Below are 26,619 nucleotides of genomic sequence, written 5' to 3' on the forward strand. Positions count from 1 at the left end.
GACCGCCGCCCTAAGGGGCGCCTCGGGGGGCTGCGATGAGCGTGTCGGAGCGATTTCGTTTCCGTTGGCTGGCCTCCTCGATACTCTCGACCGGCTTGGCCGCCTGCACCTCGCTGCCCACCGCGCCCTCCAGTGCCCCGAACGAGCGCGCATGGGTGCTGGCCGGCGCCGGTGAGCTACCAGCCGACGCGCAGCCGACGATCGATGCCGCCCGCTTGCTCGTCGTCAACGACGAGATGCGTGAGTTCGCCCGGCGAGTCACGGCCAACGCGGGCGGTCGCGCCGACCAGATCCGAGCGCTGAGCCACGCCCTGCTCGATGAAGACGGAATGGAACTGCGCTACGAGGCCGAGGCGACGCTGTCGGCCGCTGAAGCCTTCGCTCAACGGCGCGTCAATTGTCTTTCTTACACGCTGCTGGTCATCGCGTTGGCGCGCGACATCGGCATCGATGCGCGCTTCAACCACGTGCAGATTCCGCCGATCTGGGACCTGCGCGGCGACCAGGTGCTGCTGTACCAGCACATCAACGCGCGCATCGATGAAACGGTGCCGCGGGAAAACAATACCGGTAACGCTCATTCGCGCGCACTGATCCTCGACGTGGCGAGCGCCGAATACAGCCCCGCCTTTCCGCAACGCGTGATCACGGACGACGAGGCCTTGGCGCAGTTCTATAACAACATTGCAGGCGAATCCGCGAGCGCCGATCCGCGGCAGGCCCTGCGCGATCAACTCGAGGCGCTACGCCTGGCCCCGGGGCTGGGCTTTCTGTGGACCAACCTCGCACAGCGCTACCTGAGCCTGGGCAATCTCGGAGCGGCCGAGGTGGCGGCCCGTACTTCCTTGCAGTTGGACCCCACGGATCTGATGGCCTACGCTGCAGCGGCTCGCGTCTACCGGAGACTCGGCGACCAGCGCCGGGCGCAAGAGCTGCAACAGCAGGAACAGGCCCTGCTCGAGCGCAATCCCTACCATCACTACTGGCTTGCACAGCGGGCCTTCAAGCTCTCGCAGCTATCGGCGGCCAGCGAGGCCGCGCATCGCGCGATCGAGCTCAATCCGAACGACCACCGCTTCTATTTCCTGCAGGGCTTGATTCTTCGTCGGCTGGACAAGCCCCGGGAGGCGCAGCGCAGCCTCGATGCCGCCCTGAGGCTGAGCGCCGGCGATGCCGGACAGCAGGCCCGCTATCGCAGCAAGTTCGAACGCCTCATAAGCTCACAAGCAACAGCGGGTGGAAACGCCTTGCCGGGCTCGCGGTCGACCGAGCCCTAGCCCGCCGGCAGCAACTCCCGAACGGGTCAGGCGCTGCTGCGCGCTGGCCTCATTCGAACGGATTGCGCAGCACGATGGTGTGCTCGCGGTCCGGGCCGGTGGAGATCAGGGCGATCTCGGTTTCGGTGACTTCGCGGACGCGCTCCAGGTAGCGACGCGCAGCCTCCGGCAGGTCTTCGTAGCGCGTGACGCCGTAGGTGCTGGTCATCCAGCCCGGCAGTTCTTCGTAGATCGGCTCGATCTTAGAAAAGCCCTCGGCACCGATCGGCGGCACTTCCACCGGTTTGCCGTCGAGCTGGTAGCCGACGCAGATGCGGATCACATCGAGCTCGTCTAGTACGTCTAGCTTGGTGACGCACAGGCCGGTGACGCTGTTGTTGAAGATCGAGCGGCGCGCAGCCACCGCGTCGAACCAGCCGCAACGGCGCGGACGCTTGGTCACGGTGCCGTATTCGGCGCCCTTGTCGCGAATGTGCTGGCCGATGTCGTTTTCCTGCTCGGTCGGGAACGGGCCCGAGCCGACGCGCGTCGCATAGGCCTTGACGATGCCGAGCACGTAGTCGAGGTTGCGCGGGCCGACGCCCGACCCCGTCGCCGCACCACCGGCCGTGGTGTTGCTCGAGGTCACGAACGGATAGGTGCCGTGATCGACGTCGAGCAGCGCGCCCTGCGCCCCTTCGAACAGCACGTTGTCGCCCTTGCGGAGATGCAGGCGCAGCAACTCGGTCACGTCGGCGACCATCGGCTTGATGATGTCGGCGTAGCCGAGCAGCTCGTCGAGCGTCTGCTGGAAGTCGACCGGCTCGAGCTTGAAGTAATTGACAAGCACGAAGTTGTGATACGCCAGCAGCTCGCCGAGCTTGGCAGCGAGCTGTTCGCGATGGAACAGGTCGCCGACGCGAATCGCACGCCGCGCCACCTTGTCTTCGTAGGCCGGTCCGATACCCTTGCCGGTGGTGCCGATCTTGGCTTCGCCACGAGCGAGTTCGCGCGCCTTGTCGAGCACCGCGTGCACCGGCAGAACCAGTGGCGTGGCCTCGGAGATCTTCAAACGGTCGCGCACCGAGGCGCCGGTAGCCTCCACCTTCTCGATTTCCTTGACGAGATCGGGCAACGACAGCACCACCCCATTGCCGATCAGGCAGGCGACGTCGGGGCGCATGATGCCACTCGGAATCAGGTTCAGCGCGGTCTTGATGCCGTTGATGACGAGCGTGTGCCCGGCATTGTGGCCGCCCTGGAAACGGACCACGGCCTGTGCACGATCGGTGAGCAGGTCGACGACCTTGCCCTTGCCCTCATCACCCCATTGAGCGCCGATCACCACGACTGACTTACCCATGCTTTTGCTCCTGACGCTCGATGGGGTGGAACCCCGTTTGGTTGGATACCGCGTCGAGACACGGCATCGGCGCCCCGATTACGACGACTGATTTACCCATGACTTTTCTAGACGGTGGCGGCCCATGGATGCGGACCGCTGGAACGGTGACTGGTTACGCGGTTTCTAGGAGCCGAGCTTCAGCAGCTCGTTCATGTCGGCGGAGAAGCCGGTCGCCGGCAGTGGCCGGCCGAACTCGCTGCCGACGCCATCGTAGCGGCCGCCTCTGGCGATTTCGCGGCCCGACCCGGGCACGAAGGCCGCGAACACCAGGCCGGTGTGATAGCGCAGCCCGCGCAACTCGGCGAGATCGACGTGAATGACCACTTCGGGGAAGCTGCGCTGCAATTCGTCGGCGACGCGTTCGAGCGTCGACAGCGCCTCGACCACGCCCTCGCCAGCCGTGGCGAGGACTGCGCGCGCACGCTCGAGCACGCCGACGTCGCCGTTGAGATCCATCAGCGCCGACAGCGCTTCGGAAACGCCATTGAGCCGGCTATTGGCCGCGAACTCGGCCAGATCCGGATGCGATTTGCGTTGCAGAATCTCGAACAGCACCGCCTCGTCGTCGGCATCGAGCCCGAGCCTGGCCGAGAGCGCCCGATAGATGCCGACATGTCCCAGGTCGAGGTGCACCGGTCCGACGCCGGCCAGCTCCAGAGTCTTGAGCATGAGGCTCAGCACCTCGAGGTCGGCCTCGAGTTCCGGACGGCCGAACAGCTCGCAACCGACCTGGCGCGGGGAACGCGGGCCGCCCTGGTTGTCCGGCGAGGTACGCAACACGGTGCCGAGGTAGCACAGGCGCACGGTCTCGGCGTCGGAGTACCGGCGGGCGGCGATGCGCGCCGCCTGCGGGGTCATGTCCGCACGCAGGCCCAGCAGCCGGCCGCTGGCCGGATCGGTGAACTTGAAGGTCTGCTGCTCCAGGTCGCTGCCCGCGCCCGTCAGCAGGGCGTCGAGATGCTCGACCAGCGGCGGGAAGATCAGCTCGTAACCGCATTGGCGGTAATGGTCGAGCAGCTTGCGGCGCAGGTCTTCGAGCTGCCACGACGTCGGCGGCAGCGTTTCTTCCATGCCATCGGGCAGCATCCAGCGTTTGATGGCCATCTTCGCGAGGGGTCCTGGGGATAAGGGGTGCTTAGGGGGCGCTATTGTCCTAGGCGACGATGTCTTTCGCCACCTCGGAAGCTTGCGACGACCGGCTAGGGTCCTCGCGTTTACTTGGGAACGATGTCTGCACCGATGATCTGCAGCAGGATCAGCCCGGCCACCATGCTGATCAGGGCCAGCAGGCGCATCCATTTGTCTTCCAGACTCGCGAAATTGAGCAGAGACTGACGGAAACGGCGCGGCGACAGGAAGGGCATGATGCCCTCCAGAATCAGCAGCAGCGCCAGCGCCTGGACGATATCGATCCACATTGGGGTTCGGGCCGACGCGCGTTACGGTGCCGAACCCTTTCTGAAGTACTTGAACAGCTCGCTGTCCGGCTGCAGCACCATCACGTCCTGCTTCTTGCCGAAAGCCTCGCGATAGACCTCGAGCGAGCGGTAGAAGTTGTAGAATTCCTGGTCCTGCCCGTAGGCGGCCGCATAAATTTCGGATGCCTTGGCGTCGCCCTCGCCGCGCAGCTTTTCGGCATCGCGGTAGGCATTGGCGATGGTGATCTGCGCCTCGCGATCGGCTTCTGCCTTGATCTTCTCGGCCTCTTCGGCGCCGCGCGCGCGCAGATCCGAGGCGGTGCGCGTGCGCTCGGCGCGCATGCGCTCGTAGACCGAATCGCTGACTTCCTTGGGCAGGTCGACGCGCTTCACGCGCACGTCGACCAACTCGATGCCCAGATCGCGCACGCGTTCAGACGCTCCTTTCTGCAGCGATTGCAGGATCTCGTCACGCTCGCCCGAGACCACCTGCTGCACCGTGCGAGAACCGAACTGGTCGCGCAGTCCACGGTTGATGATGCCCGACAGACGATCCATGGCGACGATGTCCTGACCGCCGGTCGCACGGTAGTAGGTCGTGGTGTCGGCGATGCGCCACTTCACGAAATAGTCGACCTCGACGTTCTTCTTCTCGACCGTCAGGAAGTTCTCGGTCTGGTTGTCGAGCGTCAGCACTCGGTTGTCGAGGCGCAGCACCGACTGCACCACCGGCAGCTTGAAGTGCAGGCCCGGCGAATAGTCGGTGCCCTGAATCTCGCCGAATTGGAACAGCACCACGCGCTCACGCTGGTCGACGATGAAGCAGGAACCCGAGATCAGGAAGACGGCCAGAACCGCGATCGCGAGCCAGAAAACTTGAGAGTTCTTCATTACTGGCGCCCCCGGTCACGCGTGCGGCCCGAATCCTGCGGGTTCGGCGCGGCGCGGTTGGCACCGGAACCCGAGGAGTTCGAGAAATCGTACTCGTCGGCCTTGGGCGAATTCTTCAGTAACTGATCCAGCGGCAGATAGAACATCGGGTTTCCCTGCTTGACGTCGATGAGCACCTTGCTGCTCTGCGAGAGCACCTGGGTCATCGTGTCCAGATAGAGACGGTCGCGCGTCACCTTCGGTGCCTTGCGGTATTCGGCGACGAGCTGGGAGAAGCGCGAGGCATCGCCTTCGGCGCGCGCGACCACCTGGTCGCGGTAGGCCGAAGCCTCCTCGAGCTGGCGGGCCGCCGCACCGCGCGCACGCGGCAGACGATCGTTGGCGTAAGCCTCGGCCTCGTTCTTGACGCGCTGCTGATCCTCGCGGGCCTTGATCGCGTCGGCGAAGGCCGACTGCACGGCCTCCGGCGGCTGCGCCTGCTGCAAGTTCACTTCGGTCACGATCAGACCGCACTTGTACATGTCCAGGCGGTCCTGCAGCAGCTGCTTGGTGCGGTCGGCGACGGCCTGACGGCCTTCGGTGATGATGAAGTCCATCTCGCTACGGCCGACCGTTTCGCGCACGGCCGACTTGGTGGCCTGACGCAAGGTCATGTCCGGATCGGCGACCGAAAACAGATATTGCTCGGCCGAGGACACGCGGTACTGCACGGTCAGCTCAACGTCGACGATGTTCTCGTCCTTGGTCAGCATGGTCGCGCGGTCGTTGGCCTGGCGAACCTGGGTGACGTTGACGATCTCCACCTTTTCGGCCGGCCACGGCGCATGCCAGCCCCAACCCGGATCGGTAGTGCGCGCATAGGCACCGAAGCGCATGACCACACCGCGCTCCTGCTCATCGACCACGTAGAAGCCGGTGCTGAGCCAGAGCCCCGCGACGAGCGCGACCACGAGACCGACCAGTGCTTTCGGCACACCGGAGGACGAGCCACCCGGAGTACGCGGGCCCTTGCCGCTGAGCCGGGCCTTGAGCCTGCGCAGCATTTCATCGAGATCGGGCGGACCATCGCCACGCTTGTTGCCGCCGGGCCCTTGATTCCAAGGGTCGCGATTCGGCCCAGGCTCATTCCAAGCCATTGCTGCTCCAGAGATGCCAATTCATTTGTGTGGGCGGATGCGGGACAGCCATGATCCGCCGGCGGACCGCGATTCTACCCGGTTGATGGATTCGCTTGCCGATTCGCCGGCCGAAAAGAACCGCTCAGCGAGCTGACGGACGAATCGACCTAGCGATTCGAGGACTCCCATTCTTCCAGCATGCGCGGTTCGGGCGGAGGCTCGAGGCCGGCCGCCACGCAAAGCCCGCGCAAGCGCTCATACGCCAGGCTCACGGTCAGATGAACGCTGCCGTCTTCCTCGATCTGCTCGCGACGGACCGCGCGCAGCTCGAATAACTGAGCACGCAGGCGAGCCGCATGCGGCGGCACGAGGATAAGGAACTCCGGCAATCCCGGCCGAATCCGCTCGACGATCGCGGCCTTGAGCAGATCGAGCCCCGCTCCGGTTTGCGCCGACACGTAGACCCGTACGGCCAGACCGCTGTCGTCACGCTCGATGCGCGCGGTTTCGTCCTCGCGCAGATCGATCTTGTTGAAAACCTGCAGGCGCGGAACCTCGTCGGCCCCGATCTCGTGCAGCACCGCGTTGACCTGCTCGATGCGCGCCATTCGCTCCGGATCGGAAGCATCGGTGACGTGCAGCAGCAGGTCTGACTCGCGCGATTCTTCAAGTGTGGCGCGGAACGCGGCGATCAGGTCGTGCGGAAGATCACGGATGAAGCCGACCGTATCGGCCAGGACCGCGGGCTCGCCTTCGGGCAGATCGAGCCGGCGCACCGTGGTATCGAGCGTCGCGAAGAGCTTGCTCGAGGCGTAGGTGTCGTCACCGGTCATCGCATTGAACAAGCTGGACTTGCCGGCGTTGGTGTAGCCGACCAGCGACACCGAAGGCACTTCGTTGCGTTTGCGCGAGTTGCGGTTCTGCGCGCGGCGAGCCCGCACCTCCTCGAGATGCCGACGCAGCGTGACGATCTTGTCGTCGATCAGGCGACGGTCGGTTTCAAGCTGGGTTTCGCCCGGGCCGCGCATGCCAATGCCGCCTTTCTGGCGCTCCAGATGCGTCCAGCCACGAACCAGCCGCGTGCGCAGATGGCGCAGCTGGGCCAACTCCACCTGCAGCTTGCCCTCATGCGAACGAGCCCGGCGCGCGAAGATGTCGAGAATCAAGCCGGCCCGATCGAGCACGCGACAGCGCAGAATCTTCTCGAGATTCCGCTCCTGGCTCGGTGACAGGTCGTGATTGAAGATCGCGAGTTCGGCGCCGCCGGCCGCAACTGCGGCCGCCACTTCATCGGCCTTGCCGCTGCCGATATAGAGACCGGCGTCGGGCCGCTGGCGCGAACCGCCGATGAGCAGCAGGACGTCCGCGCCCGCCGAACGGGCCAGGTCTTCGAATTCGCGCCGATCGCTCTCGTAATCGCTACTCGCGGCGCTCGCCACGCCGCGCACATCCAGATGGATTAGTACCGCCTTCTGTCCTGAAGGCGGCCGGTCAAACAGATTGCTGAGTGCCAATGAAGCTCACTTTATTTGTTGCCGACATCCTCGGCGGAGTCACCAGCTTCACTGGCGTCATACACGCGCACCGGGCGGGCCGGAACGATCGTGGAAATGGCGTGCTTGTACACCATCTGGCTGACGCTGTTCTTCAGCAACACGACGAAGGAGTCGAATGATTCGATCTGGCCCTGCAATTTGATGCCGTTCACCAGGTAGATCGAAACCGGAATGCGCTCTTTGCGAAGAGCGTTAAGAAACGGTTCTTGTAACGTATGACCTTTGGACATCTCTGCTTCCTTAGTTTTTTATACATCCCTTGCGGGTAAACCCCTGGCCGATGGCACACCCATAGGCTTGACAAAAGTCTATCACGCGGTCTTGGGCAATAAACAATTCAGGGAAGTCCAAAACTGGTCGAACAAACGGGGATCATCCGGGTCGAGCCGCTGTGCACCGGGTTCGTTCCTCAACCAGGTCAACTGGCGCTTGGCGAACTGCCGGGTGGCCGCGATTCCTCGTTCGACCGCTTCGGACAAACCGTATTGCCCTTCGAGGTGCAGCCAGAGCTGCCGGTATCCGACCGCGCGCAAAGAGGGGAGTTCCAGATGCAGATCGCCGCGATCTCGCAGGCGCTGCACTTCGGCCAGAAAGCCCTGCTCCATCATCAGATGGAATCGCTGCTCGATGCGCTGGTGCAGCCGCGCTCGATCGGGCGATTCGAGCACCACGCTTAAGTAGGGTTGCGCAAGAAGCACGCTCGATCGCGCGGCGAAATGCTCGCCCAGCGGCTTGCCGCTGATTTCGATCACTTCGAGCGCGCGCTGGATGCGCTGCTGATCGTTGGGGTGCAATCTCGCCGCCGTCACCGGATCGACTGCGGCGAGCCTGCCGTGCATCGCCGGCCAGCCTTCGCGTTCGGCCTGCTGCTCGAGCCGCTTGCGCACTTCGGCGTCGGCCGACGGCAGATCACTGAGCCCCTGTAGCAGCGCGCGGTAGTACAGCATGGTGCCGCCGACGAGCAGCGGCAGCCGCCCGCGGCCGCGGATCTCATCGATGAGCCGTAGCGCGTCGCTCGCGAAGCGAGCGGCCGAATAAGGCTCCAGCGGATCGAGAATGTCGACCAGATGATGCGGAATGCGAGCCAGCGTGTCGCGATCGGGCTTGGCGCTGCCGATGTCCATGCCGCGATACACCTGCGCGGAATCGACGCTGATGATTTCGCATTCGATGCGCTCGGCGATCGCGAGCGACAGCCCGGTCTTGCCCGAGGCGGTCGCGCCCATGATCAGCACGGCAGGCAGCATCGCCTCACTCACCGCATTTCGCGCAGGACGCGAACGCGCTCCTGCGTCGCCGGATGCGAGGCCAGGTACTGCATGAGCGCCTGCGCGTCGTCGGAACCCTCATCGGCCGGCTTGGACGCTTCTTGCTGCGGTTCTTGCGGTGCTTCTTTGCCCGCCGAAGCACTCGGCTCATCCGACTTCTGTTCCGCCTTGCGGGCTCGCAGTCGCGCCTGCTGGGCCTGCTGCGCCTGCAACTTCTCGAGCATTTCGGCCAGCCGCACCGGCGATATCGCATGCGCCTTCAGGCGCGCGGCGGCGTAGTGATCCGCATCGGCTTCGAGCTCGCGAGAGAACCGAGCCTGCATGAGTGCGGCCGGAGCCGCCGCGATCACCGAGCTGAAATCGCCGATCCACCAGGCCAGAACCGCAGCCACCGCCGTGCTCTGCACGAGCAGGCGCACGCTGTGACGATGCCGAACATGGCCGAGCTCGTGCGCGAGCACCGCGAGGATCTGTTCGTCGTTGTCGGCCAGTTCGACGAGTTCGTCGAGCAGCACCATGCGACCATCGGGCAGCGCGAGCGCGTTGGCTCCCAGTTCGGGCGAGCGGCGGAATTCGATGACGGCCCTCACATCGCCATCGTCTCCGTCGTCGGCGAGCGCCTCGAACTGCTCGCGCAGCTCGCTCTGGCGCTGCACCGGCAGCTGACTGTCTTCGAGCAGATGCCGATCGAGCAGCTTGAGCGTCTGCTCCGACATCAGGCGAAGGGCCGACGCGGGCATGCGCTCGGCGACCTTGTCGGCCGCGAACGGCAAGCCCCAGCGATAGGCAGCGAACGCGAACGCCGCGATCAGCAGCACGCTCAGGCCGGTCGTGAGCCAGCTGCGTTGCAGCAGATCGACGCGCCGCTCGCGATAACCCGTTTCCGCAAGCCAGCGATCGAAGGCAGCGTGATCGCGCACTTCGAGATGCGCGCCATCGGCGAAGCTCAGCGTGCGCGGCGCAGTACCAAGGCGCTCGGAAATGCGCACTTGCGCGAGTGGAGCCTGGCGCTCGGCTTCGCCCGAGAAACGGACCTCTCCGGCCACCGTCGCCAGCGTGACGCGGTGGCGACGGGCGCTGCGACCGTCGAAATAATCGGCCTGCAAGCTCACAGCCCGATGTCGAAATCGAACATGTCGAGCGTTTCCTCACCGACCGCGCCGACTTCACCCTCGGCACTGGCGAGGAAGGCTTCGAGCGATCCGGCCGGATGCAGCACGAGGTTCTCGGCACGGTAGCGCGCCAGCCGCACGGCCGCCCACGGCATGTACAGCCCGAGCGTGATCAGCACGAGCAGCATGTTGGTGAGCATGATCCACATGAGCGGCAGCACGCGCAGCTGGCTTTCAAAGCGATGCTCACCGAGCCGCGTGCCATTCCAGACCAGGTTGGCGATACGCGCCGAGAAGTAGGCGCCGGTGATGGCGAACAGCAGCAGGTAGGCCGGAGCGACCAGCGTCAGAACGCCGTAAACCGCCTCGCTACCTCCTTCGCGAGCAACTAGCCCTCCAACGCCTGCGGCGATGGCCGCGACGATGCCGATGCCGAATGCAGCGCCCACCCAGATCAATCCGGTCATGGCATAGATCGCGTAGAAGCGCCCTGCCGTCGCGCCGAAAGAAAACGGCGTGAGTCCGAACCAGGCATTGCCATGCTGGAAGCGCTTGAGGCGCTGATGCAACAGCGGAATCACGAGTGCGTAAGCCACTGCGATGGTGCCCATGAGTCCTGCGAAAATCATCGCTTTTTGTGCGTCGACGGACTCTTCGGGGTCCGTTGGCATCTGGCCGTTGAATGCCCAGGCCGTCAGGCCCACGAACAACAGCGCGAAAAAGCCGTACGGCAGGAAAGTGGAGTAAGCCTGCGCATTGCCAGCCTTGAACGAGAACCGCAGACCTCTGTAGCTCGAATAGCGCAAACGGAAGCGGAACGAATTGCGCAGCAGCCACGGCAGCACCATGACCATCACAGCGAGCGCAATGAAAGTCGCCGCAAACGAAATCTTTCCCGATGCGTTGTAGGCGATCAGCAGCACGAAGGCGACCGCGCGGCCGGCCAGGATCGACAGCGGGCTGCCGTGATAATCGAAGCTCGACCCGGCGACTTCGGTGTGCCGGTAGAAATACTGCAACCGGCGCACCTTGGCCCAGGCCGAGTAGATGCCGAACGTCAGGATCGTCAGCAGCAGATTGACGATCCAGATGCGGAAGTACTCGCCGCCGCTGCCGGTGAAGCGAAACCGCTGCGGGCTTTCGTCGGGGACGGACGACGGCGCGTCGGACACGGGGCTCGGATCGTTTTCCATGGGACAGCAGGCTCGGGCGGGGAAGACCACCCTAGTCTATCGAGGCTTCAGCGCCCGCGAAGGAACAAACGATCGAGCTCCTGAGAACCGAGCTGCACCCAGGTGGGCCTTCCGTGGTTGCACTGGCTCGCGAACTCGGTGCGCTCCATGTCGCGCAGCAGCGCATTCATCTCGGGCAGCGTGAGCACGCGATGCGCCTTGATCGCGGCCTTGCAGGCCATGTCCGCCATCACACGTTCCTGGGCGTTGAGCACTTCTTCGACATGACCCTGCGCCTCGTCGTCGACCAGATCGCGCAGCAGCGCTTCGAGATCGCCGCTCGCGAGCAGCGGTGGCACCGCGCGCAAGGCCACCGACGTCGGGCTCACGCGATCCACCACCAGGCCGAAGCGGCTCAGGCCCTCGCGACGCTCTTCGATGCGATCGGCCTGGTCTTCCGGCATTTGCAGCACCACCGGCACCAGCAGCTGCTGAGACGGCAAGGCACCCTGCGCGAGCTGGACCTTGAGCTTTTCGTAGAGCACGCGCTCGTGCGCCGCATGCGCATCGACGATCACCAGCCCGTGCTCGTTCTGCGCGAGGATGAAGATGCCGTGCAGCTGCGCGAGCGCTTGACCGAGCGGCTGCTCGGGCGGTGGCGCCGGCGTGCGAAGCTCGGCTGCGATGGCCTGCACCGCCGTCTGCGGCTCGGTGCGGATTTGCGGCTCGGGGGATTTGATCAACGGCCAGCCCGTGGATTCGACCGAGCGCTCCTGCACTGCCCACGAAGCCGGCGCCGATCGAGGTTCGTAGGCCATCCGGGTCTGCGTCTGCAGCTCCGGACGCTGCGACACCGCAGACGCCGACGGCTCGGCCATCGCCACGCGATGATGCTGCTCCGGGTCGGGACGCACTTTGCGCAAGGCCTGGTGCACCGCACCGAACAGCAGATCGTGCACACGCGCCGAATCGCGGAATCGAACTTCGGTCTTCTGCGGATGCACGTTGACGTCGACGCCGCGTGGATCGATCTCGATGTTCAGCACGAAGGCCGGATAGCGCGTCGAATGCAGCACGTCGGCGAAGGCGCGGCGCAGCGCGCCGCCGAGCAGGCGATCACGCACCGCACGGCCGTTGACGTACAGATACTGCAGGTCCGGCAGCGGCCGCGAGAAGGTCGGCAGCGCCACCCAGCCCCAGAGCCGCGTGCCGAGCCGCGTTTCGTCGAGGAACAGGGCGTTGTCGGTGAATTCGTCCCCGCAGACTTCGCGCACACGATCTTCGAAGCCCGCTTCGCTCAGGCAAGGCCGCAGCTCGGCGACACGGCGACCGTTGTGCTTCCAGCTGAAGGCGACATCGAAGCGCGCGAGCGCGAGCCGGCGCAGCGCCAGATCGATATGGCGGAACTCGGTCGCCTCGGCCTTGAGGAACTTGCGGCGCGCCGGCGTGTTGAAGAACAGGTCGCGCACTTCGATGCAGGTGCCCTGCTGCTGAGCCGACGGCTGCGGCTCCCGGTTCGCGAGTACGCCCTCACCGGCGAGCATCCAGCCATGCTCCGCATCCGCCTGCCTGGATGCGAGGCTCAGGCGCGACACCGACAGCACGCTCGCGAGCGCTTCGCCGCGAAAGCCGAGGCTGCCGACCGCTTCGAGATCGTCGAGACTGCCGATCTTGCTCGTCGCGTGCCGCTCGAGCGCGAGGATCAGCTCGTCGCGCGCAATGCCATGGCCATCGTCGCGAATGCGCAGCAGGCCCAGGCCGCCCTGCTCCACGTCCACTTCGACGCGGCGGGCACCGGCATCGAGGCTGTTTTCGACGAGTTCTTTGACGACGGCGGCGGGACGTTCGATGACCTCGCCAGCCTTGATCTGGTTGACGAGCACATCGGACAGGACGCGGATCGAAACAGCGGGCATGGCCACGGCGGCACTTGGACGAAAAACAGGCCGCCAAGGATACGGGATGCGGCGCCGGCCGGCCGAGCAGCGGCCTGCCGGCTGCAGGCGCGGAGATTTTAGCGCAGCGCGGCCAGCTGTTCGCCGCCGAAACCGTCGGTGCTGGAGGTCTTCACCTTCTGCAGGCGCGGGGTTTCCTCGACGATCTGCTGCTGCGGGCGATAGCTCTTGAAATAGCCCTGGATGCCTTCGAGCAGCGAACGCGCGATCTTGTCGTGGTAGGCGCGATCGCGCAGCAGCTTCTCGTCCTGCTCGTTGGTGATGAAGGCGGTTTCGACGAGCACCGACGGAATGTCCGGCGACTTGAGCACCATGAAGCCGGCCTGCTGCACCTCGGCCTTCTGCAAGGTGTTGATGCCGCCGAGCGACTTGAGCAGGCGCGAGCCGACGTCGAAGCTCGCTTCCATCGACGACGCCTGCGACAGGTCGATCAGCACCGCGGCGAGCTCATTGTCGCGGCCACCGAGTTCGAGCCCGCCGACCAGATCGGCCGAGTTCTCCTTGTGCGCGAGCCAGCGCGCGTGTTCGCTGGTGGCGCCGCGATTCGACAGCACGTAGACCGCGCTGCCGCGCAGGCTGGTGTCCTTGTACGCATTGCAGTGCACCGACACGAACATGTCGGCCTGGGCCTGGCGTGCCTTGACGGTGCGCTCGCGCAGCCCGATGTAGTAGTCGCCGTCGCGTGTCAGCACGGCCTTCATGCCGGGCTGGGCATTGATCTGTGCTGCGAGCTTGCGCGCGATCGACAGGGCGACGTCCTTTTCCTGCAGGCCACGCTTGCTGATCGCACCGGGATCTTCGCCGCCGTGGCCGGCGTCGACCGCGATGACGATGGGTTTCTCGGCGAACTTGATGGTCGGCGCGACCTTGATCTTGGGCTCGGGTTTGGCCGGGGCCTGGGCTTCGACCCGGATCTCGGCTTTCGCCTCCGCCTTGGTGTCGGTCTTCGTGCCGGTCGTAGCTTCGACGAGCTCATCGAGCGTCGGCGTACGGCCGTAGAGATCGACGATCAGCCGATCACCATACTGCTCCGTCGGCGCCATCGCGAAGCTCTTGGGGGTGACCGGCTCGGAAACGTCGAGCACCACGCGCAGGGCGCCGTCGCGCGGACCCGAGCGAACCGTCTTGACCACGCCCTTGCCGGTCGCCTTGTTGGCGATCTTGATGCCCGATTCGCCGATGCCGGCGATGTCGATGACGATGCGATCGGGGTTCGACAGCGTGAAAACCTTGTGGCTGGTGGCCCCGCTGAGGTCGAACACCACGCGAGTGCTTTCGGGCCCGTCCCAGACCCGCAGGTCGCGCAGGTCCGTCGCGCTCGCGCAGAACGAACACAGACCCAGAAAACCCAAAATGAGAGCGCGCATGGCAGACCCCGCCTACAGATAGTGGCGAAGATAGCCTGAGTTTTTATTCAAAGCAAGACACTTATCTTTAAAAACCAGTCAGATGCACGACATTTCTCAGGTGGAGTCTCGCTGAATCGAAACCGCCAGCGCCTTGGCCCATTTTTTTGCGTTGTCGGGCAGCTTGAGGAGCAGGCTGCGACCTTCGGCTTCGGCCATCAAATGCAGCTCGAGATCGGCCGGCGGCAGTGCGCCGGCGACTTTCTCGGGCCATTCGACGAGCCAGAGCGTGCTGTCGGGAGGGTAGTCATCGAGCCCGAGCTGTTCGAGATCGGCCGCCTCGATGCGGTAGAAATCCATGTGCAGCAGCCGGCGACCGCCGACTTCGTAAGGCTCCATGAGCGTGTAGGTCGGGCTCTTGATCGCGCCGGTGACGCCCAGATGGCGCAACAGCGCCCGCGCGATCGTGGTCTTGCCGGCACCGAGCGTGCCGGTCAGGTAGATCACGCCGCCGTACGCTTCGCGCAAAGCTTCCGCGAGCCGCTCTCCGAAGGCCTCGGAGGCCGCGGAATCAGTCAGGTGCAGTCGCAAATCCAGTCGAGGTCCGGCCATCAGTTCGCTTCCGGTTTCGGATTGACGATCTGCCGCAGGCACTCGATCAGGTCGCTCGGCAGCAGGCCGCGCTCGCCCGCCTTGGCGGCGACGTCGCCCGCGAGCGCATGCACCATCACGCCGGTCTGCGCGGCGGGCTCGGGCGCCAGGCCCTGCGCGACGAAGGCCGCGATGATGCCGGTGAGCGCATCACCCATGCCCCCGACGGCCATGCCCGGATTGCCATAGGGACATACGGCGAGCTGCTGCCCACAAACCAGCGTTCCGGCACCCTTGAGCACCACGGTGCCGCCGTAGCGATGCGCGACTTCGCGCACGGCGGCGACGCGATCGGCCTCGATTTCGGCGACCGTGCAGCCGAGCAGGCGCGCGGCTTCGCCCGGATGCGGCGTCAAAATCCATGGCGCGGCGCGGCGGTCACAGGATTGCGGATCGGCGGCGAGCAGGTTCAGCGCGTCGGCATCGACCACCAGCGGCTTGTCGCTGCGCAATGCGGCCCGCCAGAGCGCCCTGCCCCAATCGCCCTGGCCGAGGCCGGGACCGATCGCGACGACCTTGGTCTTGTCGATCCGGGCGACGAAGTCGTCGGCCGATTCGGTCGGACGGAACATCGCTTCGGGTTGCGCGGCCGCGAGCACGGCCGCATGCGCGCCGCGACTGGCGACGGTCACCATGCCGGCCCCCGCGCGCAGCGCGGAACGCGTCGCCATCAGGATCGCGCCGGTGTAGCCCTCGTCGCCGCCGGCCAGCGTCACGAACCCCGAACTGCCCTTGTGCGCCGTGCGCGCCCGCTTCGGCAGGCGGATCGCGAGCGAGGATTCGTCGAGCAGCGTGGCGGCCGGCTCGACGCCTTCGTCCTGCGGCACGCCGAGATCGCAGAACACCTTTTCGCCGCAAAGCTCCGGCCCGGCCCCGGTGTAGAGGCCAAGCTTGCGGCCGATGAAGCTCACGCTCAGATCGGCCTTGACGGCGGTCCCGAGCGGTTGCCCGGTGTCGGCCGACAGGCCGCTCGGAAGATCGATCGCAAGCACGAAGGCTTGGCCCGACAAAGCGCGAATTTCTTCGATGGCCTCGGCCGCGAGTCCGGATGGCGCGCGCGACAGACCGGTGCCGTAGATCGCATCGACGACGATGGTCGCCTCGCGCAGGCAGCCTCGCTCGTATACCTGCGTCGTGCCGACCGCGGACCAATCGCCGAGCGCCTGCGCGGCCTCGGTTCCGGCCTGCGGCTGGCCGAGCGACCAGACGCGCACCTCGACGCCATCGGCCTGCGCCAGGCGAGCGAGCACGTAACCGTCGCCGCCGTTGTTGCCTGGCCCGCAGACGACATCGATGCGCCGCGGATTGGGGCGCCGCCAGCGCAATTCGTCCCAGGCCGCGACCGCTGCACGGCACATGAGTGCATAGCCGGCGATCGGCAGCCCCTGGATCGCCCGGCGATCGAGCTCGCGCGTTTGCGCTGCCGAATACAATGGAAGATCGCGCACCAGCGTCACCTTGCTTGAGCCTTTCGTTCGTCGCCTCGTCTTCACCCATGATAGCCGCCGCCATTCCGACCGACTTCGTCGCCCGCATCCGGCAGTGGGCGCTCGAACTCGGCTTCGCCGATGCGGAGGTTGCGCATCTGCAACTCGACGAAGATCTGGCGCATCTGCAGCGCTGGGTCGCCGAGGGCCGCAACGGCGGCATGGCCTACATGGGTCGCGATCCGGAGCTGCGCGCCGATCCCTCGAAGCTGCGTCCCGGCACGCTCAGCGTGATCAGCCTGCGCATGGATTACAAACCGCCCGGCATCGATCCGCGCAGCGTGCTCGAAGACGGCGAGGCGGCGTACATCGCGCGCTATGCGCTGGGCCGCGACTATCACCGCACCCTGCGCGCGCGCCTGCTCAAGCTCGGACGCCGCATCGAAGCCGAAGTCGGACCGCACGGTTATCGCGTGTTGACCGACAGCGCGCCGGCCTTCGAGAAAGCGCTCGCGCGCAACGCGGGCCTCGGCTGGATCGGCAAGAACACCTTGGTGCTCAACGCCGAAGCCGGCTCGCTGTTTTTTCTCGGCGAGATCTATACCGATCTGCCGCTGCCGCTTTCCACGCGAGGCGATGCGGAAGACCGCTGCGGACGCTGCAGCGCCTGCCTCAAGATTTGCCCGACGCAGGCCTTCATCGGGCCTCGGCAACTCGATGCGCGCCGCTGCATTTCGTACCTGACGATTGAGCACCACGGCAGCATTCCCGAAGAACTGCGACCACTGATGGGCAATCGCATCTTCGGCTGCGACGATTGCCAGCTCGTGTGCCCGTGGAATCGCTACGCTCGCATCAGCGAGGAGCCCGATTTCGCTGCGCGCAATGGACTCGACGCGCCCAAGCTCATCGAGCTGTTCGCCTGGAGCGAACACGAGTGGCTGCAGAAGACCGAAGGCATGGCCTTGCGGCGCGCGGGCTATTCGCGCTGGAAGCGCAATCTCGCGATCGCGCTCGGCAATGCGCCGCGCAGCGAAGCCGCCGTCACTTCATTGCGAGCGCGCATCGACGACGAAGACGAAACCGTGCGCGAGCATGTGCGCTGGGCACTTGATCGCCAGCTGCGCCATGCCGGGGCGAGCTAAGGCGCAGCGCTGCAGTGGACCTTGCGATCCGCGCCGAGCTGGCGCGCCTGCGCGCGCGTATCGTCGATCGCGGATTGCAGCGCCGCCGGCACGGATTCGATGCGATCGAGCGCCTCTAGCGCGGCGACTCCGCAACCACGTTCGAGCCGAACCTGTGCGAGATTGTTGAGCGCCGCCGCCTCGGGCTTGATCGCGATTGCCGCTTCAAGCGCCTGTTCGGCGCCTTCGAGATTCTTCTGCGCATAACGCACGTTCGCGAGGGCGGTCCAGGCCAGCGATTCCTGCGGCCAGCGCTGCGTTGCCGATGCGTAAGCCCGCTCGGCCTGCTCGATCTGCCCGGTCGATTCGAACGGCGCGGCCGCGGCGATCCAGTCCGCCGGCGTGACCGTCGCCGGTGGCGGCTGCGAGGGATCGGCGATCACCACGGCCCAGCGATCCGCGAGCTCCCAGGTTTGCAGAAAGCGCGCCGACGAAAGGCGCTGCCGCCGCTCTCGCCCCGACCGCAGGATCAGCTCGTTCTTCGGACCGTTCCAGCCGATCAGCACCGCGTAATGCCAAGCGGGCCTCGACTTGAGCCCGAGGTTCTGCAGCATCAGCACCGGCCGGCCCTCGGCAATGGTCTGCAGCAGCGTTTCAGTGGATGGCGCGAGCCGAACCGCCATGCGCGAGTTGCGCCGGCTCGCCGAAATCAACTCGGCCTGCAGGCTACCTTCTCGCCCCGGAATGTACACCTGATCGGCAAGTGATTCGGGCATGATCGAAACACCATCGGCGCCCAGTACGGTCGCAAGTGCTGCGGGACCGCACTGATGGATTTCCTGCGGAAAGAACGGCGTTTGCGTGAGCTCCATGACCGGCTGCGCAATCACCGGCTTGAGCTGCGCTTTTTGCAAGGATGGCAGTGCGCAAGCGTTCAGCGATGCGAACAGCAGCGCGCATGCCAATGAAAAGGCGGGCCGTAAGGCCCGCCGTCTTGCATTGCCGCTGATCAGTCCGAGAATCAGCGAGGTCACCCGGCGTCAGAAGCGCGAGAACACGTGCGTCACGCCGAGCAGCTCGAGCACGATCAGCACCACGAAGATCACACCAAGCACAACGATCACGTCGCCACCTGCTGGCTGTTCGCCGATCGTCTTTGACAGGTGCTGCAGTTCGGCGTCGCTAAGAGCCGCCACTCGCTGGTCGGCGAGATCGGAAGCCACGCCAAGCGCCTCGAGCTGCTGCTTGACGTCGGCACGAGCCAGAAAGCCCTGGACCTGCGCGACCTGTGCATCGCGCATCTGCTCGGACTGCACCGACACCATCTGCTCGGTCGTCACCATCGCTGCATGCGCCGGCATCCACGAGGTTACCGACAGCATGGCCGCTACCAGCAGGCCGCTCAGGAAAGTTTTCTGTTTACGCATGGAGGCTCCCTTGGAAAATATAGATCAAGCCAGCACGATGCTACCGTCGGAACCTGAACGGATTCGGATCGACTTGGCCCTTCAGTACGTCGAAGCCTTCTTGAGCAGCTCGGCTGTGGACGGATCGAGCTCGACCGGCTTCCCGTCCATCGCCTTCATCACGGTTTGCGCAAGCTTCTTGCCGAGCTCCACGCCCCATTGATCGAAAGCGTTGATGTCCCACAGGATCGATAGCACGAAGGTGCGATGCTCGTAGAGCGCCATCAAAGCGCCGAGGTGATACGGATCGATCTGCGGCATCAGCAACGTGCTGCTCGGACGATTCCCGGGGAACACGCGGTGCGGAACGGCAGCTTCGAGCGCCTCGCCTTCGAACTGCCCCCGCAATTCCTGGCGCACCTCGTCGGCTGTCTTGCCGCGCATGAGCGCCGCGCTCTGCGCGAGGCAGTTCGCGACCAGCATGCGCTGCTGCTCGGGCCACGGATGAGTCCCCAGTACCGGCAGGATGAAATCGACCGGATGCACTTCGCTACCCTGATGCAGCATCTGAAAAAAAGCATGTTGGCCGTTGGTTCCGACATCGCCCCAGAGTGCGGGTGTGCTGTGCGCCTGCAACGCGCTGCCGTCGCGGTGAACACTCTTGCCGTTCGATTCCATCTCGAGCTGCTGCAGCCAAGCGACGAAGCGTTCGAGCTTCTGTGCATAGGCGGCAACGACTTGCGTCGCGGCACCGAGGAAGTTGCGATTCCACACTGCGAGCAAAGCCATCATCACCGGCAAGTTGGACCGCAGCGGAGTGGTGCGAAAGTGTCGGTCCATCGCGTTCGCACCGTTGAGCCAGGCGCGAAACCGCTCTGGTCCGAGCGCGATCATGAGAGCGAGGCCGACCGCGGACCATACCGAGTAACGGCCGCCGACCCAATCCCAGAACTCGAAGGTGCAGTCGGCCGAAATGCCGAAGCGGCGTACCTCTTCCGCATGGGTGGAAACGGCGACGAAGTGATGCGCCACTGCGTTGTCACCGAGCGCCACCGTGAGCCAGCGCCTGGCCGCGTTCGCATTGGCCATCGTCTCGAGCGTCGTGAACGTTTTCGAGGTGACGATAAACAGGGTTTGCGCCGGCTCCAGCATCTTGAGCACCGCTTCGAGCTGGGCTCCGTCGACGTTGGCGACGTAATGGACATTGGGTCCGTCGGTGAAGTCGATCAGCGTCTCGTTGACCATGCGCGGCCCGAGATCGGAGCCGCCGATGCCGATATTGACGACGTCGGTGAAAGTTTCGCCGGTCGCACTGCGGTAGGTTCCCTGGCGTACCGACTCGGCGAAAGCCGCCATGCGATCGAGTACGCGGTGCACGTCGTCGGTCACGTTCTGCCCATCGACGACGAGGGCTTCCGAGCGTGGGGCACGCAGGGCCGTATGCAAAACCGCACGGTTCTCGGTGTGATTGATGTGTTCGCCGGCGAACATGCGCGCGATCCAGCCGGAGACGTCGCGCTCGTTCGCCAGAGCCAGCAGCGCATCGGCCACGGCCTGGTCGACCGGCTGCTTCGAGTAGTCGAAATACAGCCCGCAGGCTTCGATCACCAAGTCCTTCGCACGATTCGGGTCGGCTTCAAACAACGAAAGCAGCGAACGAGAACGGACGGCGTCGGCGATGAGAGCCAGCTGGGACCAAGCTGGACTGGAGCTGGGCGAGTTCATGGCGGCTATGAGAGCGCTTGGAGATCGAACCCAAGCTTAGCCGCCAATCAACCCCAGTGGTAATTGAAGCTGACGCTGATTCGCTCGGAAGCCGCGAGGTTCGCGGCCACTTCGTGACGCAGCCAGCTTTCGAACAGAATCAGCTGGCCGGCGGCCGCCGGATACTCGATATGGGAGCGATGCATGGGCTCGGCATCCGGCAAACGACCTGGCGCCGCCATCATGTGAGCGAGCCGCGGATCTTCGAACTTGAGCCCGGGCGCTCCTTTGGGAACCTTGAGGTAGTACGTTCCGCTGATGACCGACTGGGGATGCAGGTGAAACGAATGCGCCGTTCCGCGCGGCATCACGTTGAGCCAGCAATCGCTCATCGTCAGCGGGCTTCCGCGTAGGTCCCAGCGCAGCTCGCGCGCGTAGCGCTGCATGTGACGATCGATTCGCCGACGCAGGTCGTCGAAGGTCGACGAAAACTGATGCAGACGATCGAGCGAACCATAGCTCGTGTAGCCACCCGGATAATTCTTGAGCGACCACTTCCGCCCTGCCTGATCGAATTCACGTAGCTGTGAAACCTCGCGCAGCAGCTCGCGATTCAAGGCCGAAATCCCGCTGGCGGCGGCCAGCGGGGCGCTGTAGATCAGGGTGGGAAACCAGGGTTGCACGGCCCGAGACACTCTCGGGCCGGCGGAAGCTCGCTTCAAGCCGCCTGGACCGGAATGGTGTTGGCGGTGCGAACGACACGGTTGGTTTCGTCGCAGTAAACCAGGCGCGGCTTGAAGGCACGGGCGGCGCCTTCTTCCATTTCCGAGTAAGCACAGATGATCACACGATCGCCGACGCGCGCCTTGTGAGCTGCGGCGCCATTGACCGAGATGATGCCGGAGCCGGCTTCGGCGCGAATGGCGTAGGTGGTGAAACGCTCGCCATTGTTGATGTTGTAAATCTGGATTTGTTCGAACTCGAGGATGCCGGCGAGATCGAGAAGACGCGAGTCGATGGCGCAGGAACCGTCGTAATCAAGCTCGGCGTGCGTGACACGCGCACGGTGGAGCTTGCACTTGAGCATGGTCAGTTGCATGGCTTGATCGTCCAACTGGCTAGCGATTCCGGGCGGCCCACCAAGACATGCACCCGGACATCAAGTTTTTGGCGAAGGCGGGCGGCCCAAAAAGACAGACACCCGTTCTGACATTAACCGTGGGTTCCCTGTACCACCTCTTCTGTACGAGAAGGAACTCTAGCGTGTCGGATGCGCGCGAGTTTAACCATCGCGACCCCGATCGGCAACCATTCGGTCATATCGACATGGCGGCAACGGAATGAAGCCAAAAACTGCTTAATCAGCAGGTATTTCCAAGTTATCGATGAGCCGGGTTCGGCCCAGGTGCGCGGCGACGAGCACCACCCAGCCGGTGCCATCCGGTTTGGCCGGGCCCAGGCTTTCGGGGTCGCGAACGACCAGATACTGCGTCCTGAAACCCTGGCGATCGAGCACCCCGCTGGCTTCACGCTCCAGCACCCCGAAATCGCGCTCGCCCGAGCGCAGACGCTGGGCAACCGCACTGAGCGCGCGATAAAGACCGGGCGCGAGCTTTCGCTCGTCGCTGCTCAAGTACTGGTTGCGCGAAGACATCGCCAAGCCATCAGGCTCGCGCTGCGTGGGATTGGCGAGCACGGTGATCGGCATGTGCAGCTCGGCCGCCATGCGCCGCACGACGAGATACTGCTGATAATCCTTGCGGCCGAACACCGCGACATCGGGCTGCACCTGGTGAAACAGAATGCTCACGACGGTCGCGACGCCTTCGAAAAAGCCCGGCCGGAACTGCCCTTCCAGCACTTCGGAAATTCCCGGCACGCTGACTCGCGCGATGCCGCTGCGGCCGTGCGGATACATTTCGTCGACGCTCGGCGCGAACAGCAGATCGCAGCCGGCGGCTTCGAGCTTGATGCGATCGTCCGACAGCGTACGCGGATAGCGATCGAAATCCTCGGTGGGTCCGAACTGCAGCGGATTCACGAACACGCTCGCCACGACGCGATCGGTTTCGCTGCGCGCACGCGCCACGAGTTCGAGGTGCCCCGCGTGCAGGTTGCCCATCGTCGGAACGAAACCCAGGCGTTCGCCGCTCTTGCGCCACTGCGCGATCTCGCGACGCAACTCGGCGACGGTGTGAACCGTCTTCATCCGAAGCAATGCTCCGGTGCCGGATAGGCGGCGCCCTTCACTTCATCGACGTAACTGCGGATCGCGCCCTGGATATCGACGCCGCCCTGCATGTAGTTTTTGACGAAGCGCGGTCGGCGGCCGAGGGTGACCAGCGGCGAGATGTTCAAGATGTCCTGCAGAACCAGAATCTGGCCGTCGACACTCGCGCCGGCGCCGATGCCGATCACCGGAACCGGACTGGCCTCGGTGATGCGACGTCCGAGTTCGGCCGGAATGCATTCGAGCAGCAGCAGGTCGGCGCCGGCTTCGGCGAGTACGTGTGCATCGTGAATCATCGCTTCGGCTGCGGCGTCGTCGCGACCCTGCACTTTGAACGCGCCCATCTTGTGCACGAACTGCGGCTGCAAACCCAGGTGAGCACACACCGGAACCCCGCGAACGGCCAGATACTCGACGATGCTCGCCTGCTCGCGTCCGCCTTCGAGCTTGACCATCTTGGCACCGCCTTCCTGCATGAGTCGCATCGACGAATCGAGCGCTCGATCGAGCGTCGCATACGATAGAAACGGCAGATCCGCGACGAGAAACGCGCGCTTCAGATGTGGAGCGACGCAGCGCGAGTGATACACGATATCGCTCACCGTCACCGGCGTCGTCGTGTTGCCGCCATGCATGACCATGCCGAGTGAATCGCCGATCAAAATCATGTCGACGCCAGCGCGATCTTCGATCAGCGCGAAGCTGGCGTCGTAGCACGTCAGCGAGGCGATCTTCTCGTTGCGAGCCCGCATGGCGCGCAACTCGGCGATGTTAACGGGCTTGATCGGCTCCATGATGCGCACGCGGTAGTTTTGGCGCGGCGACTATATCAAAGACGCCCGCGGAGCCAATTCAAATCTTCAGTTCCAATCCGAGAGATCGGCGGTGTCGATCTCGAGTGCGGCCTGCGTGATGCTGCCGAGGCCCGGAATCACGAGATCCGGCGCGACTTCGGCCAAGGGTACGACGACAAAGTTTCGCTTGGCGATGCCCGGATGCGGCAGCTTGAGTTCCGGCGTATCGAGTTCGACGCCGTCGACGTGCAGCAAGTCGAGATCGATGCGTCGCGGCCCCCAGTGCTGGACACCGCGCACTCGTCCCGCCTGCAGTTCGATCGCGAGCAGCGACTGCATGAGTTCGCCAGGCTCGATGTCGATATCGGCGACGCAGACCGCGTTGCAGTAATCGGGCTGATCGGCCGGCCCCATCGGCGGAGTGCGGTACAGCTTGGAACGCTGCAGCAGCCTCACGCCGTCCAGCCTCGAAATCGCCTTCAGGGCAGACAGCACCTGCCGCGCCGGATCGTCGAGATTACTGCCCAGCCCGATGTATGCCTTGGGCATGACCCGATCCGCTGTCTTTCGCGATGACGCTTGCGATCAGCCTGCGTCCGGCGCCATGTCGGCTCCGGACGCGGAGTCGGCGTGTTCGCCGTTCGAAGCGCCCGAGCGCCGATTGCGCCCGCCGCGGCGGCGACGCTTCTTGCGCTCCGGCATGGCGTTGCCGTCGCCTCCGGTCTCGATCGCCTCTTCCGTCGGCACCGGCGGCAGATCACCGCCCTTCTGCGCCTCGGTCCACCAGTGCGCGAGTTCTTTGAGTGCCGCATCGCCGGAACTCTCGGCGCGTACGAGCAGGAAGTCATACGCGGCTCGAAACTTCGGATGCGTCATCAGGCGGCGAGCGCGATTCGACGTAGTCTGCTCGAAGCGCGGCTGCAAATCCCAGATGTCGCGCATCGGCAACGAGAAGCGCTTGGGTATCGCCACGCAGGCGATCGTGCGCGTAATGATTTCGTCACCGGCCTGCTGCATCGCGGGCACGGACTCGCAAGCCTGCTCGATCCGAATCTCTTTGGCGCGCGCTTCAACCGCAGGCCATAGCAAGGACGCGTACAAAAAGGCGGGGCTGACCGGCAGATCCTTGTCTATACGATCGGCTGTATTGCGCAGCGCGGCGTTGACGAACTTGAGCTTGTCCGGCTGCTTCAGCAGTCGGTCGAGCGCCGGGAACAACTGGCGGAACAAGCCGTAAACGCGCAAGCCGTACAGATTGTCTTCGGCTTCGCGAGAAAGCAGCAGCTTGAGCACCTCATCGAACAGACGAGCCGCCGGAATTTCCTTGAGCAACGGCGCGAGGCGAGCGATCGGTGCTGCAGTCGCTTCATCGATACGAAAACGCAGCTTGTTCGCGATGCGAATGGCTCGCAGCATCCGCACCGGATCTTCGCGATAACGCAGCTCGGGATCGCCGATCAGGCGGATCACGCCCTGCTTCATGTCCTCGATGCCACTCGTGAAGTCGACAATCGAAAAGTCGCGGATGTCGTAATACAGCGCGTTGATCGTGAAATCGCGCCGAAGCGCATCCTGCTCGAGCGTGCCGTACTCATTGTCCGACAGAATGCGCCCGGTTTCGTCGCGCTTGTGCAGATCGGTAATCGGGCCGCGGAACGTGGTCGTTTCCACAATCTCGTCGCCAAACCGCACGTGACAGATCACGAAGCGGCGCCCCACCAAGCGGCATGAACGGAACAGGGGCTTGACCTGCTCGGGATGAGCATTCGTTGCGACGTCGAAATCTTTGGGCTCGATGCCGGCGAGGAGGTCGCGCACGCCACCGCCCACCATATAGGCTTCGTAGCCGGCGTCCTTGAGTGTGTAGAGCGTCTTGAGAGTGCCGCTGGAAATCATCGAGCGGGACACCGGATGCTCGGCGCGGAGAATGCGTCTGGGCAAAGTCAAGCGAACAAAATCCGTTGCAGAAATACTAAGGGAGGCGCGTTGTATGGCGTCTAGGTATCCGTATAATACGCGACTCTCAGCTGTGCTCCTATCGTCTAGAGGCCTAGGACGGAGCCCTCTCAAGGCTTAAACCCGGGTTCGAATCCCGGTAGGAGCGCCACCTTGCTTCAAAGGGATGGCCAGCAGACACTCGACACAGTGTCTCCAGCTCAAAAGCGGTTGATGGTGCAGGCGCTCACTGCTGAGTGCGCTCGTGAAATGGACTCAAAGCAGTTCCAGCCCTATACCGAAAGCCATCGCGAGTCCCCCCAGAAATCCCGCGAGTCCCAGGCGAACATCTTCGCCCTCAGGGGAAACAATAAAGCGCATCAAGTTGCCTGTAAGCAATAACATCTGAAGTCTCATCTGATCGGCGTTTTCTTGTATACGCACCGATCCGGGCCGGGGATGCAGCGAGCCCGCAAACACCAGCGGCGAAGCGGACATCAGAACATCAAGCAGCGCGAGCTAGCTTGAATGCGAGAGCATTGAAGTTTTGCGGACGACATAGCCATGCTGCTCCGGCGGGGTACAGCATCCGTGGACGCGTTTCACAGAAATTGGGAATCCTGCTTCGGTTTTTCACCCCAGATCACAGAAGAGAGGACTAGAAAAGGAAAACCCCCGCCGGTTTCCCGGAGGGGGTTTGGATTTAAGAGCCTGGCAGTGACCTACTCTCGCATGGTCTTGCCACACTATCATCGGCGCTGAGTCGTTTCACTTCCGTGTTCGGGATGGAAACGGGTGGTTCCAACTCGCTAATGCCGCCAGGCAAACTGGCTGGGGTATCGGTTCTTGGG

At 64.4% G+C, this 26,619-nt stretch carries 26 protein-coding genes, 1 tRNA gene and 1 rRNA gene; 3 read left to right on the forward strand and 25 right to left on the reverse strand.

Annotation, left to right across the window (positions count from 1 at the left end):
* Nucleotides 1-95: 95 nt before the first annotated feature.
* On the forward strand, nt 96-1,277 hold the full coding sequence (locus WQQ_RS22555; protein ID WP_040455336.1) for a transglutaminase-like domain-containing protein: 1,182 nt from the start codon (nt 96-98) through the stop codon (nt 1,275-1,277).
* A 49-nt stretch (nt 1,278-1,326) separates the two neighbouring features.
* On the opposite strand, the gene WQQ_RS22560 is transcribed toward WQQ_RS22555, so the two are convergent.
* The 14 genes from WQQ_RS22560 to WQQ_RS22625 all read right to left on the reverse strand — a co-directional run bounded on the left by WQQ_RS22560 (nt 1,327) and on the right by WQQ_RS22625 (nt 16,596).
* Entirely contained in the window at nt 1,327-2,619 is a 1,293-nt protein-coding gene (locus tag WQQ_RS22560; RefSeq protein WP_007187597.1) for an adenylosuccinate synthase, read from the reverse strand.
* Between the two features lie 165 nt (nt 2,620-2,784).
* Nucleotides 2,785-3,765, reverse strand: a complete 981-nt coding sequence (locus WQQ_RS22565) for an ATP phosphoribosyltransferase regulatory subunit (RefSeq protein WP_007187598.1) — start codon at nt 3,763-3,765, stop codon at nt 2,785-2,787.
* Between the two features lie 110 nt (nt 3,766-3,875).
* Complete coding sequence (locus WQQ_RS22570) at nt 3,876-4,079, reverse strand: DUF2065 domain-containing protein (RefSeq protein ID WP_007187599.1); 204 nt, start codon at nt 4,077-4,079, stop codon at nt 3,876-3,878.
* A 21-nt stretch (nt 4,080-4,100) separates the two neighbouring features.
* The gene (gene hflC, locus WQQ_RS22575; RefSeq protein WP_007187600.1) at nt 4,101-4,970 is read right to left on the reverse strand and encodes a protease modulator HflC; all 870 of its coding nucleotides are present in this window, start codon (nt 4,968-4,970) and stop codon (nt 4,101-4,103) included.
* Nucleotides 4,970-6,106: an FtsH protease activity modulator HflK gene (gene hflK, locus WQQ_RS22580; RefSeq protein WP_007187601.1), complete on the reverse strand. Its 1,137-nt coding sequence runs from the start codon at nt 6,104-6,106 to the stop codon at nt 4,970-4,972. Before hflK ends, hflC begins: the two co-directional genes overlap by 1 nt.
* A 149-nt stretch (nt 6,107-6,255) precedes the next feature.
* A complete protein-coding gene (gene hflX, locus WQQ_RS22585; protein ID WP_040455670.1) occupies nt 6,256-7,587 on the reverse strand; it encodes a ribosome rescue GTPase HflX in 1,332 nt (443 codons plus the stop codon).
* Between the two features lie 26 nt (nt 7,588-7,613).
* Nucleotides 7,614-7,874: an RNA chaperone Hfq gene (gene hfq, locus WQQ_RS22590; protein WP_007187603.1), complete on the reverse strand. Its 261-nt coding sequence runs from the start codon at nt 7,872-7,874 to the stop codon at nt 7,614-7,616.
* A gap of 81 nt (nt 7,875-7,955) precedes the next feature.
* The gene (gene miaA / locus WQQ_RS22595) at nt 7,956-8,891 is read right to left on the reverse strand and encodes a tRNA (adenosine(37)-N6)-dimethylallyltransferase MiaA (protein WP_007187604.1); all 936 of its coding nucleotides are present in this window, start codon (nt 8,889-8,891) and stop codon (nt 7,956-7,958) included.
* Between the two features lie 8 nt (nt 8,892-8,899).
* Nucleotides 8,900-10,024, reverse strand: a complete 1,125-nt coding sequence (locus WQQ_RS22600; RefSeq protein WP_007187605.1) for a M48 family metallopeptidase — start codon at nt 10,022-10,024, stop codon at nt 8,900-8,902.
* Entirely contained in the window at nt 10,021-11,217 is a 1,197-nt protein-coding gene (locus WQQ_RS22605) for a YjgN family protein (protein WP_007187606.1), read from the reverse strand. Before WQQ_RS22605 ends, WQQ_RS22600 begins: the two co-directional genes overlap by 4 nt.
* Nucleotides 11,218-11,264: 47 nt before the next feature.
* On the reverse strand, nt 11,265-13,118 hold the full coding sequence (gene mutL / locus WQQ_RS22610) for a DNA mismatch repair endonuclease MutL (RefSeq protein WP_040455338.1): 1,854 nt from the start codon (nt 13,116-13,118) through the stop codon (nt 11,265-11,267).
* A 92-nt stretch (nt 13,119-13,210) separates the two neighbouring features.
* The gene (locus WQQ_RS22615; RefSeq protein WP_007187608.1) at nt 13,211-14,518 is read right to left on the reverse strand and encodes an N-acetylmuramoyl-L-alanine amidase; all 1,308 of its coding nucleotides are present in this window, start codon (nt 14,516-14,518) and stop codon (nt 13,211-13,213) included.
* A gap of 96 nt (nt 14,519-14,614) precedes the next feature.
* On the reverse strand, nt 14,615-15,109 hold the full coding sequence (gene tsaE, locus WQQ_RS22620) for a tRNA (adenosine(37)-N6)-threonylcarbamoyltransferase complex ATPase subunit type 1 TsaE (RefSeq protein WP_007187609.1): 495 nt from the start codon (nt 15,107-15,109) through the stop codon (nt 14,615-14,617).
* A complete protein-coding gene (locus WQQ_RS22625) occupies nt 15,109-16,596 on the reverse strand; it encodes an NAD(P)H-hydrate dehydratase (protein WP_085943174.1) in 1,488 nt (495 codons plus the stop codon). Before WQQ_RS22625 ends, tsaE begins: the two co-directional genes overlap by 1 nt.
* Nucleotides 16,597-16,643: 47 nt before the next feature.
* Here WQQ_RS22625 and queG point away from each other — a divergent pair, with 47 nt between their 5' ends.
* Entirely contained in the window at nt 16,644-17,720 is a 1,077-nt protein-coding gene (gene queG / locus WQQ_RS22630; RefSeq protein WP_007187611.1) for a tRNA epoxyqueuosine(34) reductase QueG, read from the forward strand.
* On the opposite strand, the gene WQQ_RS25045 is transcribed toward queG, so the two are convergent.
* The 9 genes from WQQ_RS25045 to pcnB all read right to left on the reverse strand — a co-directional run bounded on the left by WQQ_RS25045 (nt 17,717) and on the right by pcnB (nt 25,825).
* A complete protein-coding gene (locus tag WQQ_RS25045) occupies nt 17,717-18,613 on the reverse strand; it encodes a PA2778 family cysteine peptidase (RefSeq protein WP_157534840.1) in 897 nt (298 codons plus the stop codon). The two genes, queG and WQQ_RS25045, sit on opposite strands and share 4 nt — an antisense overlap.
* A gap of 126 nt (nt 18,614-18,739) precedes the next feature.
* Nucleotides 18,740-19,126 (reverse strand): PA2779 family protein, encoded by a 387-nt coding sequence (locus WQQ_RS22640; RefSeq protein ID WP_007187613.1) that lies wholly within the window; start codon nt 19,124-19,126, stop codon nt 18,740-18,742.
* Nucleotides 19,127-19,207: 81 nt separating this feature from the next.
* Nucleotides 19,208-20,830 (reverse strand): glucose-6-phosphate isomerase, encoded by a 1,623-nt coding sequence (pgi, locus tag WQQ_RS22645; protein ID WP_040455340.1) that lies wholly within the window; start codon nt 20,828-20,830, stop codon nt 19,208-19,210.
* 47 nt (nt 20,831-20,877) lie between these two features.
* On the reverse strand, nt 20,878-21,492 hold the full coding sequence (locus WQQ_RS22650; protein ID WP_007187615.1) for a TIGR02466 family protein: 615 nt from the start codon (nt 21,490-21,492) through the stop codon (nt 20,878-20,880).
* Between the two features lie 35 nt (nt 21,493-21,527).
* Complete coding sequence (panD, locus tag WQQ_RS22655) at nt 21,528-21,908, reverse strand: aspartate 1-decarboxylase (RefSeq protein ID WP_040455684.1); 381 nt, start codon at nt 21,906-21,908, stop codon at nt 21,528-21,530.
* A 258-nt stretch (nt 21,909-22,166) separates the two neighbouring features.
* Complete coding sequence (panC, locus tag WQQ_RS22660; RefSeq protein WP_007187617.1) at nt 22,167-23,018, reverse strand: pantoate--beta-alanine ligase; 852 nt, start codon at nt 23,016-23,018, stop codon at nt 22,167-22,169.
* A complete protein-coding gene (panB, locus tag WQQ_RS22665; protein ID WP_040455687.1) occupies nt 23,015-23,833 on the reverse strand; it encodes a 3-methyl-2-oxobutanoate hydroxymethyltransferase in 819 nt (272 codons plus the stop codon). Before panB ends, panC begins: the two co-directional genes overlap by 4 nt.
* A gap of 66 nt (nt 23,834-23,899) precedes the next feature.
* Nucleotides 23,900-24,382 (reverse strand): 2-amino-4-hydroxy-6-hydroxymethyldihydropteridine diphosphokinase, encoded by a 483-nt coding sequence (gene folK / locus WQQ_RS22670; protein ID WP_007187619.1) that lies wholly within the window; start codon nt 24,380-24,382, stop codon nt 23,900-23,902.
* A 36-nt stretch (nt 24,383-24,418) separates the two neighbouring features.
* The gene (pcnB, locus tag WQQ_RS22675) at nt 24,419-25,825 is read right to left on the reverse strand and encodes a polynucleotide adenylyltransferase PcnB (RefSeq protein ID WP_411888188.1); all 1,407 of its coding nucleotides are present in this window, start codon (nt 25,823-25,825) and stop codon (nt 24,419-24,421) included.
* Nucleotides 25,826-25,864: 39 nt separating this feature from the next.
* Here pcnB and WQQ_RS22680 point away from each other — a divergent pair.
* A tRNA-Glu gene (locus WQQ_RS22680) sits at nt 25,865-25,940 on the forward strand.
* 104 nt (nt 25,941-26,044) lie between these two features.
* Here the strand turns inward: WQQ_RS22680 and WQQ_RS22685 are convergent.
* Together WQQ_RS22685 and rrf are read right to left on the reverse strand one after the other, a co-directional pair.
* Nucleotides 26,045-26,266, reverse strand: coding sequence for a hypothetical protein (locus WQQ_RS22685; protein ID WP_040455341.1), 222 nt, complete (start codon nt 26,264-26,266; stop codon nt 26,045-26,047).
* A 211-nt stretch (nt 26,267-26,477) separates the two neighbouring features.
* Nucleotides 26,478-26,591 (reverse strand): 5S ribosomal RNA (rrf, locus tag WQQ_RS22690).
* Nucleotides 26,592-26,619 lie beyond the last annotated feature (28 nt).

Source organism: Hydrocarboniphaga effusa AP103, from assembly GCF_000271305.1.
Taxonomy (GTDB): domain Bacteria; phylum Pseudomonadota; class Gammaproteobacteria; order Nevskiales; family Nevskiaceae; genus Hydrocarboniphaga; species Hydrocarboniphaga effusa.